Source organism: Pseudovibrio ascidiaceicola (genome assembly GCF_900114245.1).
GTDB classification, from domain to species: Bacteria; Pseudomonadota; Alphaproteobacteria; order Rhizobiales; family Stappiaceae; genus Pseudovibrio; species Pseudovibrio ascidiaceicola.
The window spans coordinates 57,569-73,041 of record NZ_FOSK01000014.1 but is presented as its reverse complement, the minus strand read 5'-3'; the positions used below and the strand labels follow the sequence as shown (position 1 = coordinate 73,041).

Here is a 15,473-nt window from a genome sequence, read left to right as displayed (position 1 = left end):
TTATGCTTTAATGCCGCCGAAGAACCGGAAACCAAACTTCCAGTTTACGAACAGATAGAGAGAGATGACAGGGAACGAGTAGATCAGCGCATAGGCTGCAAGCAGCGTAACGATTGGCGTTCCAGCTTCAGAATAGAAGGAGTAGATGGCCACAGAAGCAGGCATCAACTCGTCAGAGCGCAGCAGAATGAACGGGATCAGGAAGCTGCCCCAGATATTCACGAAGGCCCAGACCACAACAACCACGATGCCCGGACGGATGACTGGCAGAGCCACATCACGGAAAGCCTGCATGGAGGACGCCCCGGCGACCATCGCGCTTTCCTCGTAGGACTTGGGGATACCGTCGATAAAGTCGCGCAGGATGAACATGGCTGTTGGCAGCAGACCGCCAGCAAAGACAAGGATTACAGCGACATGGGTATCGATGAGGCCGAGCTTGGAGACGATCAGGAAGATTGGAACCATTGCCGCACTGCCAGACACCACGGAGGAGAAAAGCAGCAACAGGTATGTGATGCTTTTTTTGCCGGGAATGTCCGAGCGTGACAAAGCATAGGCTGCCAAAGTCGCTGCGAAACCGACAAGAACCACGCCGCCAATGCTTTGGATGAACGAGTTCAGCAATCCGCGCATTGCGAAGGTGTTTTCAAAGACGGTGAAGAAGTTTTTCAGCGTAAACGGACTTGGAATTTCCAGTCCGAGTTCTGCCCGCGCGTTGAAGGGAGCGAACAGGAACCAGATCAAAGGCAAGGCAAAGCAGATGCCGATCAGGGCTGCAAGAACAGAGAAGCTGATACGAGACAGAATTTGCTGGAATGAGAGGGTCATTATTCCGCTCCCTTATGTTTCTGTTTTGCGATGCGCAGATAGAACAGAGCAAAGGCAAGGTTGATCAACATGATGACCACGCCAACGGCGGCCCCTTTGCCAAACTCAAAGTCTTTAAAGGCGACGCGATACGTGTAGATGGACAGCAATTCGGTGCGGTATGACGGGCCGCCTTGTGTCAGCAGGAACGGGGTAAACACGTTGAACGTCCACATGGTGATGAGGATCAGATCTGTCACCACGTGCCCTTTGATGAGCGGCAAGGCGATGTCTTTGAATTTTTGGAAAGACGTCGCGCCAGCAACATCAGCGGCCTGAAAATAGCTTGGCGGAAGAGAGGCAAACGCGGAGTTGAACAGCATCATGGAGAACGCTGCACCGCGCCAGGTGTTGAAGAACACGATCACCCAGAACGGATTGTCCAGCAACCAGTCTCCCGGCTCCAGCCCGAGTGCTGTTGTCAGCATATTCAAGGTGCCGTTGTCGTAATCAAGGAAGGCGAACCAGGCGAAACCGATTACGACTTCTGGCAGAATCCAAGCCACGATGACGGCAGATTCAGAGAAAACCTTGACGTATTTGGGTGTTGATTGCAGCAACCACGCGAGGATCATACCCAGCAGCGCCTGCCCGATAAGAGCGGAGAGCAGCACAAACTGAATTGTAAGAATGAGCGAGAACCCAAACTGGCCTCGTGTGAAGAACGTTTCCATGTTGAACAGGGCGACGTAATTATCAAACCCGACAAATTCGGGGTTGAGAGCTGTTTTACCAAGCAGAGTTCTGTTGGTGAAGGAGACAAAGATCACCCAGAAGAAAGGGACGATCACAAATGCGCCGACAAGAGCCGCAGCGGGCGAGAAAAACAGCGTTCCCGCGCGCACAGACAACAAAGAGAAGTTCTTCAAAATACACCTTCCCAAGAAGGGAGATTACTGGATCGGAAGATCAGGGAGAGGATAAGGGCGCGCAAGATGAGCGCGCCCCGCTCCGGAGTTGGCGTGAGCCTTATTTGCTGACGGTGTTTTCTTCACCAACAATGGCGGTGACGTCAGATTTGTACTGCGCCATTGCCTGTTCTGGTGTCTGTTCACCGGAGACAACGGCTTCTGTCATACGCTGCACTGCAACAGAAACTTTGTTGTAGTAGGCGTTGTTTGGACGAGCTGTGGTCAATGGCAGAAGTGTCTGAGAGGTTTCTGTCAGGAAGTCAGAGTTCGGGATCCAGACATCATCACGAATACGAACACGCGGGTTGATCGCCTGGAATGCATCGAGCTGCTCTTTGGAGTTCATGTAGGACAGCAGAGCCCAGGACTCTTTTGGAGCTTTGGAGTTTGGATTGATCACAAAACCCGTACCACCGGACATGGTCACGAAGTCCTGACCACGGAAACCTTTGCCTGGCTCCTGAGCTGGCATCTTCTTCCAAGTCATGTTGACGTCGCGGTCTTTGACTTCAAATTCAGCGCCCGGCTTGGTGACTGAGCGGTAGAACCAGTCGCCTTCAACCAGCATGGCTGTTTTGCCATCACGGAAGTTTGCGAAAGTCCGGTTACGGCCATCACCAAGCAGCTGTGCGCGTTTGTCGCCAAGCTTTTCATCAACATAGATGGTTTTGTAGAGGTTCAGCGTATCGAGAATGCCTTGTGAGGAGACGATCCACTTACCGTTCTCGTCCAGCATGCCTTCGCCGGTGCCGAGAATGGCCATCCAGTAGCCCTGCATGGTGGTTGCTTCGCCCATGGAAACGCCCGCATTTAGCTGAAGCGGAGCGGATTTAGGCATTGCCTTCTTGATGGTGCGTGCCGCATCCAGAACGTCTTTCCAGGATGTTGGCTGCCATGTATCCGCATCAATGCCGGCCTGCGCGAAGATGTCTTTGCGCACAAAGATCATGCGGCTGTCAGTGCCAAGCGCGATACCGTAGGCCTTGCCGCCGTAGGACATCAGCTCTTTGGAGCCTTCAGAAATGTGAGACCAGCCTTCCCACTGGTTCACTTCTGCGCCAGCAACCTCTTCCAATGGCTTCAGCAGGCCTGCGTCTACGAAGTTTGGAATAAGGAAGCCGTCGAACGATGATACGTCCGCGCCTGCACCGGTTGAGAAGTCCAATGCAAGCTGTTGTGTCAGCTGCTCGTCTTTTCCGGCAAACTCTTTAAAAATTACATTTACGTCTTTGCCCGTGGCTTTCATCATGGTTTCAAAGCCAGGAATGACGCTTGTCTTCAGCCAGACGGCCGCTGCACTGTTCACGCCGCCTTCCACACAACGGCAAGTGATTGTGACGTCGGTTGCCATCGCTGGCCCGGCCAATGCTGTGGCAGCTGCAAGACCCAATGCATAACTACGCAATTTACTCATCTAAATTATCCCCCCAGGGCATCCTGTGTTGGTGTGCCTTGTCACTAATCTTGAGAAATCGATCAGTGAATTTAAAATGAACACGTTTTCACTATCCGTCAATACTGAAGAGAAAATCAAGAGGATTCTAAAATATTACGCCAGCAAATATTTTACATAAACGGCACAAATCTGTCATATTTTCGTCGTGCATAAAGAATGTTCGATTGACATCCTAGGGTTATATACGGCATTAATAGTGAACACGTTTTCATAAATCGAGTGGTTTTGAGTGTCAGAGCATCCAAACATCCAAGAGGCGAAACGCCCCGAACGCGCGACGGCAGATACAGTTGCCAAACTTGCAGGCGTATCGCGAGTCGCTGTTTCACGCGCTTTCAATCCACATGCCTCTTTGAAGAAGGAAAAGCGTGATCTGATTCTCAAGATCGCGAAGGAATTGGGTTACACGCCAGACATGGCGGGCCGCGCGCTGGTGACACGCCGATCTCATCTGGTGGGTGTGATTGTACCGGATGTGTGCAGCCCCTGGGAATCGCAGGAGATTGATGCGCTGACCACCGCCCTGCAAGGGGAAGGGTTTGCCACACTGCTCTTCAAGACCCGTACAGACCAGAGTATGGATGAGCGGTTACTGACCTATATGAAGGGCTTCAATCTGGACAGCATCATCGCTTTTGCCGAGAATGTTTCGCCGGATACACTGACCCATTCGCTGGGCCGTGCCGTGCCGATTTACGTGAGCTATTCGGAAGATGGCAGTTTGCCAAACCAGCCGGGCTCCACATCCGTCTTTGATCGCTTGATTGTTGACCAGAAGACCGGGATCGATCAGGCCGTTGCCCTGATGCAGGCTTATGGCTGCAGGAACTTTGCCTATCTTGGCGGTACGACTACATCCCTTGCGAATACAGAGCGTGAACGCGCTTTCAAATGCATCATGAAAGAGCGCGGCTTGCCAGATCCGTTGGTGCTGCAGGGCGATTATACCTATGAGACCGCCCTCGCCTCCACGCTGGACCTGTTCAAGGTTGGCGAAGGGGTTGATGGCATCTTCTCTGCAAATGATGTGGGTGCCTTTGGTGTGATTGATGCCTTGCGCTTTCAGCTGGGCCTGCGGGTTCCTGAGGATGTGAAAGTGGTTGGCTTTGATGACATCGCTCAGTCCGGGTGGCTGAGCTACAACCTCACGACTGTGAAAATCGATCTGGAAGATCGTGTCCGGGCACTCGTTCGGCTTATCTTGCGGCGCCTTAAAGACCCCAATGCCCCAGCCATGACTGAGACACTGCAGACCCGCCTGATTGTGCGCGGTACTGTCGGCTCATAAGAAGCAAAGAAATATGTCCCCAAATACTATTCACCTGATTTTCAAAACCCATCTGGATATCGGCTTCACTGATCATGCGGAAAAGGTCCGGCAGCGCTATCACGGTCATTTTTTACCGCAAGCGCTTGATACAGCGGAGCATTTCTATTTCGAAAACCCGCAGGACCCTAAGTTTCGCTGGACGACGGGCGCATGGTTGATCTGGGATTATCTGAACGAGGCGCCTGCATCTGACGTAAAGCGTCTGGAAGCTGCCATTGAGAAGGGTTTGATCCGCTGGCACGGTTTGCCCTTCACGACGCATTCTGAACTGATGTCACCTGCTCTGTTTGAGGCTGGTCTTTCCTATTCCAAAGAGCTGGATGAGCGGTTTGGAGTGAACACCATTGCTGCAAAGATGACGGATGTTCCTGGGCATACGCTCGGCATTGTGCCGTTGATGGCGAAAGCTGGCATCAAGTTTTTGCATCTGGGGGTCAACACCGCCTCTCCGACACCAAAACTGCCGGACGTATTCCGCTGGCAGGCCCCTTCTGGTGAAGAGGTTCTGGTGCTTTACCAAAACTCCTATGGTGCGACGCAGTTTATTCCGGGTGTAGCGGATGGCCTGAGTTTTGCGCATACGGAAGATAATATTGGCCCGCAGAACACCGGGCAGACGGTGAATGTATACCGCGCGATGGAACGGCAGTATCCGGACTATCAGATCAAGGCGGCGACGCTGGATGAATTCGCTGAGGTGCTGTGGCCACATCGGGAAAGCTTCCCCGTTGTAACACAGGAGATCGGCGACAGCTGGATCCATGGCAGCGCGACAGATCCTGTGAAATCAGCGCAGTATCGCGCGTTGCAGCGGGTTTATGATCAGTTTGCTGAAGACAGTCTCACGGCTCAAAGACTTTCCTTTGGTCGCAAGCTTTCCATGGTGGCAGAGCATACGTGCGGGGTAGATATCAAAACTTATCTACGCGATGAACAGGCGTGGGATCGTGGGGACTTTGACGCTGCACGCCAAAACGATCCGCGCTTTCAGTATGCTGAAGCGTCCTGGGCTGAACAGCGGGCTTATTGTAAGGATGCCGTTGCTGCGCTTGATAAGAATGACCAGAAGATTGCCAAGGCTGCGCTTAAAGAACTGTGCTGCCCGCTTCCTCATGCAGGTCCGTTTGAGATTATCAATGAGGCTGAGTTTGGCGGTTGGTCCATGGAGATCGACAGTGATAACGGCGCGATCAAACGACTGACTACTCCCGAGGGCACTGATCTGTTTGGGCTGGATGACAATCTGCTGTCGTTTACCCATGAAACCTATGATGCCAGCGATGTCAAAGCGCATATGGATGCCTATCTGACCCATGAAGAAGAATGGGCCATTCTGGATCACATCAAACCAGGATTGGATAAGGCTGGGACTGCGACGTCCAAAAGCCATTGCCCGAAGTTTGAAGGGCTTGCGGTTGCCGACGATCACGTCGTTCTTTCCTATGTCATGGCTTCGGATATTCCCGGCGCGACCTCCAACATTCAGCTGGCACTGAATGGGAGTGGCGACAAGCTGGAGATCACGCTGCGGCTTTACGGTAAGATCGCCAATCGCATGCCGGAGGCCGGGTTCCTAAGGTTTGCACCAGATGGTGCAGCACGCTGGCAATTCGATAAGACCGGATATTGGGTGGATGCCCATGATCTACCAGATATGAGCGGCGGTCAGTTGCAAGCGATTTTTGGGGCGAAGACACAAGCAGATCAGGAGATCCGCATTTGCCCGTTAGATACACCGCTTGTGGCGCCTGCTGATTTGCCATTTATGCCGTTCCAGCATCAGGCGCCCGCCTATGATCAGGGGCTGCGGTTCAATATCTACAACAACAAGTGGGGCACCAATTTCCCGATGTGGTGGGAGGGTGACTTCAGCGCTCGGTTTGTTTTGGAGATCGGCGCTTAATCCGTCAAACGACCAACAAAAAAGCCAGCTCACGGCATTGGACGTGAGCTGGCTCTTTGGGAGCGTAGGAATTTCAGCTTATTCGGCTGCAACAGACTCGCTGTCGGAGCCACGGGCATCCCACAGGCCCTGATAGATTTCCATCATCTCAGCAATGGTTGGCGTGACCGGGTTGTTGCCTGGAGAGCCAGAGGCAAGCGCCTGCTCTGCCATGGTTTCACAGCGATCCATGAACTCCTGACGATCAATGCCAAACTCTTCTGGTGTTGGCACGGAGAGCTCATCATTCAAGGCACGCAGCTCAATCAGGAGCTTGCGATTTGCCATAGCATCATCATCCTGCTCAGACGCAAACCCGAGTGCACGGGCTGCCTGCGCATAGCGCTCTGGTGCAGCCGGAATTGAGAAGGCTGTCACATCTGGCAGAAGCATTGCGTTGGAAAGGCCATGCGGCACGTGGAAGAACGCGCCAATCGGGCGGCTCATGCCGTGAACCAGAGCAACGGATGCGCTTGAGAACGCAACGCCTGCAAGGGTTGAGCCGAGCATCATCTCTTCACGCGCTTTTTCGTTGTTGCCGGTGTGATAGACTTCGCGCAGGTTCGGGCCGATCAGCTTCAGAGCAGCCAGTGCCTGACTGTCGCTGTATGGATTTGCCTTTTTGCTGACATAGGCTTCTAGAGCATGGGTCATCGCATCAATGCCGGTGTCTGCGGTGATGCGTGGTGGCAGGCTCATGGTGAGTTTGTAGTCCACCAGTGCGGCAACAGGCATGAAGCCGATGCCGACACACAGCATCTTTTCGCCGCGCTCTTCATCTGTGATGATGGTGAAACGAGTTACTTCCGTGCCAGTGCCAGCAGTTGTTGGAACCGCAATAACAGGCAGGCCCTGCTCTGTGACGTCTCTCGGGAAGCGGTAGTCACGCATCTCCCCGCCAAATTTTGCCAGAATCGCAATGGCCTTTGCGCTGTCAATCGGGCTGCCGCCGCCAAGCGCTACGATGCAGTCATAGCTGTCTTCCCGCGCCTTTTCCACACCCGGAAGGATGGAGGCGACGGTTGGTTCAGGCAAGGTGTCTGCAAAAACTTCGCTTTCAATGCCCTCAGCCTTCAGGCTTTCCTGCATAGAATCGGAATATCCCAGCTGAACCATCATGGGATCGGTGACGATGAGAGGCTTTTTGCAGCCGATTTTTGCCAGAACTGCAGGCAATTGAAGGGCGGCTCCCGCACCAACTTGCATGATGCGCGGCAAAATGATCTGAGATGTCATGAGAATGAACCTTTGGTTATTATCACCATCTGGGATGCCGGGAACATCCCAGATGGTTCGGGGTGAGAGCGCCTTACTCGGCTGGGGCTGCAGCAGGGGCTGCGTTGTCAGCTGAATAGGAATGCTCTTCGTCATCTATGGTGGAGATGATTTCTGAGACCTCGAGGTGGAGTGATTTAAGCAATCCCCACGTGGTCAGGATCAGCACGAAGGAGTACGGCAAAGCCGCCACGATCGAGGCTGTTTGCAAGGCTCGCAAGCCACCGGCGAACAACAGCACTGCAGACACGGCGCCGATGGAAAGGCCCCAGAAGATGCGGTAGCGGTTGGCCGGATTCTCGTCGCCCATGGACAAGATGGTGCAGATCACGAGCGTTGCGGAATCTGCCGAGGTTACAAAATACGTCACCAGCAGGACCGTACACATCGCCGCGCCGAGGATGGTGAGCGTGGAGCCCAGATCCATCAGTTCGATTGTGGTGTATAGAGCTGAGGTGATGTCTGCGTTCACCGCTTCTGTCACACCGCCGGCGCCGAACAGTTCCAGGAACATTGCGGTGTTGCCGAAAGTGGTGATCCAGAATGTGGAGAGCAGTGTTGGTGCCAGCAGGACGCCGAGGAGGAATTCCTTGACAGTACGGCCTCTGGAAATACGCGCGATGAAGATGCCAACGAATGGCGCCCATGCGATCCACCAGCCCCAGTAGAAGATGGTCCAGCCACCCTGCCAGCTGTTGCCCGGATCCGTTTCAACCCAGAAACCAAGCGGAATTGCGTTGGTCAGGTAATCGCCCAGATTGGTTGCGAATGACCCGAGAATGTAAACGGTCGGGCCAAAAATGAGGAAGAACACAAGCATCACCATAGTGAGGTGCATGTTGAATTCACTCAGGATTTTGATGCCCTTGTTCACGCCGCTCAGTACGGACATGGTTGCCAGTACGGAGATAACCGCGATGATGATGATCTTGTTGGTGATGCTGACTTCGAAGCCGAACAAGTAGTTCAGGCCGGTATTCATCTGCTGGGCTCCCAACCCAAGAGATGTAGCAATACCGAAGACTGTTCCGAAAACTGCAAGCAGATCAGCAGCGTGACCGATTGGACCGTAAATCTTATCACCAAAAATCGGATAGAGCCCTGAACGAACGGACAGCGGCAGGCCCTTACGATAGTGGAAATAAGCTAGTCCAAGACCGGAGAGTGCAAACAATGCCCAACCATGCAAACCCCAGTGGAAAATACTGATCCGCATTGCAATCTGGGCGGCCTCTGCGGAGTTTTCCTGCCCTTCTGCGATAAACGGATTACTTTGGAAGTGGTAGATTGGCTCTGCAATACTCCAAAACAGAATACCGATACCGATGCCCGCCCCAAAAAGCATCGAGAACCAGGAAAAGAAGCTGTATTCCGGCTTTTCGTCATCCTTGCCCAGGCGGATGTTGCCGTAACGGCTCATGGTCATCGCGAAGGCTAGAAATAAGAAAAAACTAACCAGGCCGATGTAATACCAAGATAGATTATTTGCGATGAAACCTTTGGCGGAATTGTAAAGCGAGCCAGCAGTTTCAGGAACCATTACAGTAAATAAAACAAACGCAATGACGAGTACTGTAGACCCGACAGCCATAACAGGATTAACACCTGTAAACAGGCCCTCCCCCGTCCTTCTTCCAGTATTGCTGTTATTATACATTTGTCCCCCTCAAGCTTTATTTTTTGCTGTCCTGATCGAAGGTTGAATTTTTGCCGGAGGGTTAAATTGTTATCAATCAACAAAAAAAGACCCATTGGTATAAAAATATTTATGAATAGTTTTACGTAGAGTATGAAATTCTACCCATACGAATGGGAGAAGTTAATGAAGAAGAATCTACCCCCGCTCAATTGGCTCAGGGCATTTGAAGCGTCGGCGCGTCATCTCAGCTTTACGCATGCATCAACAGAGCTCAACCTTACGCAGGCGGCGATCAGTCACCAGATCAAAGGTCTTGAATGTCAGTTGGGATCTGTCCTGTTTAAGCGATTGCCGCGAGGCCTGGAGCTGACAGATGCGGGGGCGGCATATCTGCCGGCAGTCCATGAATCCGTAGAGCGCCTGAAGGCGGCAACGGAAGAAATCTTCGGTCAAGGGCAGAACAATCTGCTGACTGTGAAGATCAACATGGTGTTCTTTATGCGCTGGCTTGCGCCGCGTATGAAGGAATTTCGCAAGCTGCATCCAAAGATCAACCTGCGGGTCACCTCCAATATCTGGCTGGACAACAAAGAAACCTCTGGAGACTGTGATCTGGAAGTACGGTACGGGCGTGGCAAATGGCCGGCCGTTCAATGTGACCGGCTGACACGAGACGAGCTATTTCCGGTTTGCAGTCCTTGCTATCTGGAAGAAAACGGGCCGCTTGAATCGCCAAAAGACCTTGCAAATCATAGTGTTTTGCATGTGATTGGATATCAGGAAGGCTGGGGGTACTGGCTCAAGCAGACCAAGCACAGTGACGTGGAACTGCGGCAGAGCTATCAGTTTGACACGCTTGTCACAGCCTTGGAGATGGCTGCCTTGGGAGAAGGCGTTGCTTTGGGCCGAACAAGTCTTGTGGAAAATGCACTGAAGTCCGGCCAGCTGGTTGCTCCACTGGAAAATCGCGTTCCAACAGAGGAAGCGTTTTATCTGGTTTACTCCAATACGAGCCTTGAGCACCCCCATGCAGTGACCTTCAGAAACTGGCTGCTGAACGCGATACATGAAGGGTAATCTCCCTTTTTGACAGGACACTGTCCCCGCGGCTCACGCGGCATTAAACAGGTTTGGTGGAAGAAATTTCAGCTTCCACCAGTCCGGCAAAGGCAAAATCAAACAGTTCAGAATTAGACGAGCTACAAAAATTTTTATGCCTGCACCGAAATTTAAATTGCTGGTTTCTACGTATGGGCCTGCCTATTGTTTTTCCAATGAAGTGAACCGTTGCTGCGAAGCATTTCACCCATAACAATCTGAAATCAAAGACATAATTATGTCTGGAATAAACTGAGAACCGTCGATGGACGGTTTCTGAGGATGATGTTGCATGGAAAAAAGACTTCCCCTTGAAGGTGTCAGAGTTGTTGACTTCGGTCAGCAGATTGCAGGTCCAGCTGTTGCTATGATCCTTGCGGATATGGGCGCAACTGTTATTCACGTCGATCCGCCTCAAGGGCCTCAGTGGGATCACCCGGCAAATGCGATTTTAAATCGTAACAAGAAATGCATCCGGCTTGATCTGAAGTCAGAAGCTGGCCTGCAAAAGGCATTTGAGCTGATTGCAGCAGCCGATGTGGTGCTTGAAAGCTTCCGTCCTGGCAAGATGAAGGACCTTGGCGTCGATTTTGCTGCCCTTCGTGCTGAACGCCCTGAGCTTGTTACGCTTTCAGTCCCAGGATTTGCCAGCAATGATGAGCTGCGCCGTGAGTGGAAAGCGACGGAAGCCATCGTGGCCGCTACATCCGGTGCGTTCACTGACATGGGCTTTAACCGCGTGCTCATGGGTCTGAACCCGAGCTTCTCTCCGCTTCCACTCGGTTCCTCTTATGCCACGACAATGGCGGCCAGTTCTGTTGTGATGGCTCTGCTCGCCCGCGAAAAGACGGGCCGTGGTGATACGATTGAAGTGCCGATTGCAGCTGCTCTCATGGAAGGCCTCTCCTACAATTCCGTAGTGATTGAGGGCATGCCAGAGCGCTACATGACCATGCGCGAGCACGAAATTACCCATCGCCGCGAAAATAATATCGAGATGGATCTTTCCTATGAAGATCTGCAGGAGTACCTCGACCCGTTCTACCGGACCTATGAGTGTGCAGATGGCCGTTATTTCTACGCGGTCTGCCCGTCTCACCGCAACCACGCCCGCCGCTGCTTGCAAGCTCTCGGTATTTACGAGGAGTTGCTTGCTGAAGGTTTGCCGGAAGTGAACAACCTGCATCTGCCTATCGCTGAGTGGGACGGGGAAACCTCCATTGGTGTTTATCCGCTTCCGAAAAAATGGGCCGATATCATTTCAGTGAAAATGAAGAAGGTGTTCCTCACCAAAACCTCTGATGAATGGGGCGTTATCTTTGGTGAAGGCCAGATTCCGGGCGCACCACACCGCACCACACAGGAGTGGGTGAACAGCGAGCACTGCAACACGTCCGGTCTGATTGTTGAAGTGAACGACCCTGAATACGGCCTGATGAAACAGCCCGGTCCTGTTGTGTGGTTTGAGGAGATTGTGGACTACCTGCTCACCCCCAAAGCGCGTGAGAACGTGACCTTTGAGGAGGCTCTGGCAACTCTGCAGGCCGTTGATAGCGCCGACACCTTGCCAGCTCCGACGGCTCCATCAGCCGACAAAGACGGCTGGCTTAACGACCTGCGTATTCTGGATCTGACCAATGTGATTGCTGGTCCGCATTCCACTGCATTCCTTGGACGTTTTGGCGCTGAGGTGATCAAGCTGGATCCGGTCAAACCGCTTTACGATCCGCTGATTGGCACGCTGTTTACGTTCCAGACCAATATTGGCAAGAAGAGCGCGCTGGTGGACATTACAACAGGCGAAGGCCGTGAGGCTTTTGAACGTCTGGTGAAGTCCGTTGACCTTGTGGTGATCAATGCTCCTGACCGTCAGATGAAGCCTCTTGGTCTTGACCATGACAGCTTGCAGGCAATCAATCCGGGCGTTCTGTTCTGCCGTCTGGACTGTCTTGGTGGACCAAAGCCGGGACCGAAAACCAACTACATCGGTTATGATGACATCATTCAGGCCAACAGCGGCATCATGAGCCGGTTTGGCGGCGTTGATACACCGGAAGAGCATGCGCATCTTGGTACTCTGGACGTGAACTGCGGCTTTGCTGCTGGTCTTGGGATGGCGCTGTCGCTTTATCACAAGCACAAAACCGGTCAGACCTCCCGTGCACGGACCTCTCTGTCAGCGGTGACCAATCTGGCGCAGATCAAGTTTGCGTTTGATTATGAAGGCCGTGCCCCGTTTGATGAAGCATCCGGACGTGATGCCCTTGGCAACCACGCACTCTCGCACTTCTATAAAGCCTCTGATGGTTGGATCTTTATGGATGCAGAAGACCATGAGTTAATCGACCTTGCACAGGTTGAAGGTTTGAGCGGTGTGGAAGAAGCAAATGATACCGCTGAGTTCCTGCGGGTCGCGTTTGAACAAGACACGGCGGAAAGCTGGTGTGAGAAGCTGAGAGCAGCCGATATTGCAGCAGCTCAGCCACTGGGCATTGAGCATCTGCGCGACACATATACCCGTACGGCTGATGGTGCGGTTGGTATTGATCGTGGCAGCTACGCATTTTCCACCTATGAGGATCATCCAAGTGGGCACCGCGTGACGTTGATTGACCACTACTCAATCCGCCCAGAGGAAGCCGCTATCCGCGCTTTGCCAAGCACTGAGGCTTACGGGAACTCAACTCGCGAGGTGCTCGCTGGCGTTGGATACAGCGATGAGCAAGTGGACGACATGATTGAACGGCGGATTGCAGGCACTGGTTGGGGCCGAGAGTTCCTGCCGAGCTGATTTGTCTTAAAAATGTATATCCCATTCCCATAAAGGGACCCACACAACAGGGATATGCTTTAATGGAAACCCCTCATAGAGCTTCAGGCTTTGTGAGGGGTTTTTGCTGTTTGGCACTAGTGTTCAGGCTTTTATTGCGTGCCCCCTGCGGAGACGAATGTGAGCAAAACTGCGCAGATCATCGTCAGAGCAAAAATCATTGAGCTGAGCATAGAGAGCCATGCAGGGCATCTGGTCAGGCCAAGGTATCGGGTCAGAATGATCCGCGCCTTAAACAGGATCAGTGCGGCAATGATCAGTGGGCCCACATAGACGAGTAGTTCGCTGCTGAACAGGCTGAGGCCGTAGCCGAGCAGAGTGAGCGCGACCAGAACCACCCAGGCTTTTAGCAGATCATTCATCTGGATGCTTTTAGGGGGTGTTTTGTTGGTGTTCATGATCACAGCCCCTGCCCCATAAGATAGAAAATGGGGAAAATGATCACCCAGATCAGATCAACCATATGCCAGAAGGCTGTGCCCGATTCCATGTTGTCCTCGGTGGGCCACAGGGCGATAATGCCGAGTATGATCAGGCCAAAGATCACATGAGCCAAATGGAACCCGGTGACCAGATAATAAAGCGTATAGAATGTGTTGGTCTCAACATTGAGGCCAAGGGCTAGCTTTTCCTTGTACTCGTAAATCTTGAGCGCAATGAACACGACACCGAGGCTTCCCGCCCCCAGCAGTGACAATCTCGTCTTTACAATCTCTTTGATTTTGGCAAAGCGCACTGCGATGGCGGCAAACAAGCCTGAGGTGAGCAGGATGATCGTGTTGAGCGTGGCAAGAGGCACATTGAGATGAGTGCGTGCCTCGCGATAAATCTCAGGATTGAGCAGTTCGTTGCCAGCGAAGGCCCACAACGCTCCGCCAAACACGAGGATTTCACTGACGATCAGAATCCACATCATGGGATCGCCGGGCAGATTTTCCAATGCCCAGGGAGAGACAGGCTGGTGATAGACCCGTTCTGCAGTCTCGTTATCTTTCTGGCAAACCTCGTCCATTACGCCCTTCCAGCCGATATGAGTGTTTGAGGCAAAAGTAGATCGGTTTGCCTGCGTGGTCCTTGTTGGAGCGCTAACTGTAGCTGCTCTTTGCTATCTCATTGGCTTGGCGATGGTTTGCTCCACCCAGTTTTGCCAGGAAGATACGAACGAGCTTGCTAACCGGGACAGTGGGCGCTGGTGAGGCACAAGGATGGAATAGCCAAAGGGCACTGTTGGCTCAAATGGCAGGAACACGATCTTGGAGGCATCCCCCCGGCTGCGCTGATAGCTGACTGCGCTCAAAGCATCCACCACTGCGCAGATCTGTCCGGCTTCGACGAAATGGAACAGCGGCAGGAAGTATTGGGTATCGATGCGGATATCAAAGTGTGCGTCACTGGATTGAAACGCGGCCTTGGTGGCCTCAAACGTGGAGTGGCTGGGCTGGAGCACGCCCATGGGCACACCGTCCAGATCCTTTGCGTGGATCACCTTTTTGCCTGCCAGAGATGATGTTTTTGGAATAGCGCACAAGCAAGTGCATGGGATTGTGGTGTCGTGTGACAGGACATCCTGCTCCGTGCCCACAGCTGCATCACAAAAGCCGATATCGAAGCTTTGTGCGGCGATCAGGTTGAGGATTTGAGGGGAGCTGCGCGTTGCCAGAGTGACCTTCACCTGCGGCTTGTCCTCGATGAAATTGCTGATGAACTCTGGCAGCAGATAAGAGGATGGGCCGGGCATGGCGACGATGCTCAGTGAACCTTGCACCTGATCGCGCATGTTACTGAGGTTCTGCTCAACTGTCTTCAAGCGGTCCAGAATGCCAGAGGCCTCCGAGAGCAAATAGTGGGCTTCCGGGACAGGAATCAGTCGGCGACCTTCGCGCAGAAAGAGCGGCATTCCCAAATCATCTTCCAGTGCTTTGAGCGATGCGCTGACGGCGGGCTGGGTGCGATGCAGGTTTCGCGCAGCGTGGCTGACCGAGCCGGTTTTCATTATCTCGCGGAAAACCGCCAGTTGCTGCAGATTCATGGGCACCTCAATATATAAACAAAATCTATCATAACCATAATATTTCGAATTTGCTTTTATGAATAAGGCTAACCACCATGAGGCTAATAATTA

12 protein-coding genes are annotated in these 15,473 nt (G+C 52.7%); 4 read left to right on the top strand and 8 right to left on the bottom strand.

Going from position 1 to position 15,473, the window contains the following annotated elements:
• From BM231_RS22100 to BM231_RS22090, 3 genes are all read right to left on the bottom strand, one after another.
• On the bottom strand, positions 1–831 hold the full coding sequence (locus BM231_RS22100) for a carbohydrate ABC transporter permease (protein ID WP_063291991.1): 831 nt from the start codon (positions 829–831) through the stop codon (positions 1–3).
• A complete protein-coding gene (locus BM231_RS22095) occupies positions 831–1,739 on the bottom strand; it encodes a carbohydrate ABC transporter permease (RefSeq protein WP_057465211.1) in 909 nt (302 codons plus the stop codon). Before BM231_RS22095 ends, BM231_RS22100 begins: the two co-directional genes overlap by 1 nt.
• A gap of 100 nt (positions 1,740–1,839) precedes the next feature.
• Complete coding sequence (locus tag BM231_RS22090; protein WP_093522935.1) at positions 1,840–3,195, bottom strand: extracellular solute-binding protein; 1,356 nt, start codon at positions 3,193–3,195, stop codon at positions 1,840–1,842.
• Positions 3,196–3,466: 271 nt separating this feature from the next.
• Between BM231_RS22090 and BM231_RS22085 the strand changes: the two genes are divergently transcribed.
• Both BM231_RS22085 and BM231_RS22080 read left to right on the top strand, forming a co-directional pair.
• The gene (locus BM231_RS22085; RefSeq protein ID WP_093522933.1) at positions 3,467–4,525 is read left to right on the top strand and encodes a LacI family DNA-binding transcriptional regulator; all 1,059 of its coding nucleotides are present in this window, start codon (positions 3,467–3,469) and stop codon (positions 4,523–4,525) included.
• Positions 4,526–4,538: 13 nt separating this feature from the next.
• A complete protein-coding gene (locus BM231_RS22080; protein WP_093522931.1) occupies positions 4,539–6,470 on the top strand; it encodes a DUF5054 domain-containing protein in 1,932 nt (643 codons plus the stop codon).
• A gap of 78 nt (positions 6,471–6,548) precedes the next feature.
• On the opposite strand, the gene BM231_RS22075 is transcribed toward BM231_RS22080, so the two are convergent.
• Together BM231_RS22075 and BM231_RS22070 are read right to left on the bottom strand one after the other, a co-directional pair.
• Positions 6,549–7,745, bottom strand: coding sequence for an iron-containing alcohol dehydrogenase (locus BM231_RS22075; RefSeq protein ID WP_093523036.1), 1,197 nt, complete (start codon positions 7,743–7,745; stop codon positions 6,549–6,551).
• Between the two features lie 73 nt (positions 7,746–7,818).
• Positions 7,819–9,441, bottom strand: coding sequence for a BCCT family transporter (locus BM231_RS22070; protein WP_208860566.1), 1,623 nt, complete (start codon positions 9,439–9,441; stop codon positions 7,819–7,821).
• A 165-nt stretch (positions 9,442–9,606) separates the two neighbouring features.
• Between BM231_RS22070 and gcvA the strand changes: the two genes are divergently transcribed.
• Both gcvA and BM231_RS22060 read left to right on the top strand, forming a co-directional pair.
• Complete coding sequence (gcvA, locus tag BM231_RS22065) at positions 9,607–10,500, top strand: transcriptional regulator GcvA (protein ID WP_093522927.1); 894 nt, start codon at positions 9,607–9,609, stop codon at positions 10,498–10,500.
• 313 nt (positions 10,501–10,813) lie between these two features.
• Positions 10,814–13,312 (top strand): CoA transferase, encoded by a 2,499-nt coding sequence (locus tag BM231_RS22060; protein WP_093522925.1) that lies wholly within the window; start codon positions 10,814–10,816, stop codon positions 13,310–13,312.
• A gap of 131 nt (positions 13,313–13,443) precedes the next feature.
• Here BM231_RS22060 and BM231_RS22055 read toward each other — a convergent pair whose 3' ends face one another.
• The 3 genes from BM231_RS22055 to BM231_RS22045 form a co-directional block, all read right to left on the bottom strand.
• Positions 13,444–13,749 carry a hypothetical protein gene (locus tag BM231_RS22055; protein ID WP_093522923.1) on the bottom strand — a complete coding sequence of 102 codons (306 nt, stop codon included), beginning with the start codon at positions 13,747–13,749 and terminating at the stop codon, positions 13,444–13,446.
• A 2-nt stretch (positions 13,750–13,751) separates the two neighbouring features.
• Positions 13,752–14,363: a cytochrome c oxidase subunit 3 gene (locus BM231_RS22050; RefSeq protein WP_093522921.1), complete on the bottom strand. Its 612-nt coding sequence runs from the start codon at positions 14,361–14,363 to the stop codon at positions 13,752–13,754.
• 93 nt (positions 14,364–14,456) lie between these two features.
• The gene (locus BM231_RS22045; protein ID WP_093522919.1) at positions 14,457–15,380 is read right to left on the bottom strand and encodes a LysR family transcriptional regulator; all 924 of its coding nucleotides are present in this window, start codon (positions 15,378–15,380) and stop codon (positions 14,457–14,459) included.
• Positions 15,381–15,473 lie beyond the last annotated feature (93 nt).

Coding starts and splice junctions, on each gene's coding strand:
- BM231_RS22100 (WP_063291991.1), bottom strand. CDS start 831: ATGACCCTCTCATTCCAGCAAATTCTGTCTCGTATCAGCTTCTCTGTT.
- BM231_RS22090 (WP_093522935.1), bottom strand. CDS start 3,195: ATGAGTAAATTGCGTAGTTATGCATTGGGTCTTGCAGCTGCCACAGCA.
- BM231_RS22080 (WP_093522931.1), top strand. CDS start 4,539: ATGTCCCCAAATACTATTCACCTGATTTTCAAAACCCATCTGGATATC.
- BM231_RS22075 (WP_093523036.1), bottom strand. CDS start 7,745: ATGACATCTCAGATCATTTTGCCGCGCATCATGCAAGTTGGTGCGGGA.
- BM231_RS22070 (WP_208860566.1), bottom strand. CDS start 9,441: ATGTATAATAACAGCAATACTGGAAGAAGGACGGGGGAGGGCCTGTTT.
- gcvA (WP_093522927.1), top strand. CDS start 9,607: ATGAAGAAGAATCTACCCCCGCTCAATTGGCTCAGGGCATTTGAAGCG.
- BM231_RS22060 (WP_093522925.1), top strand. CDS start 10,814: ATGGAAAAAAGACTTCCCCTTGAAGGTGTCAGAGTTGTTGACTTCGGT.
- BM231_RS22055 (WP_093522923.1), bottom strand. CDS start 13,749: ATGAACACCAACAAAACACCCCCTAAAAGCATCCAGATGAATGATCTG.
- BM231_RS22050 (WP_093522921.1), bottom strand. CDS start 14,363: ATGGACGAGGTTTGCCAGAAAGATAACGAGACTGCAGAACGGGTCTAT.
- BM231_RS22045 (WP_093522919.1), bottom strand. CDS start 15,380: ATGAATCTGCAGCAACTGGCGGTTTTCCGCGAGATAATGAAAACCGGC.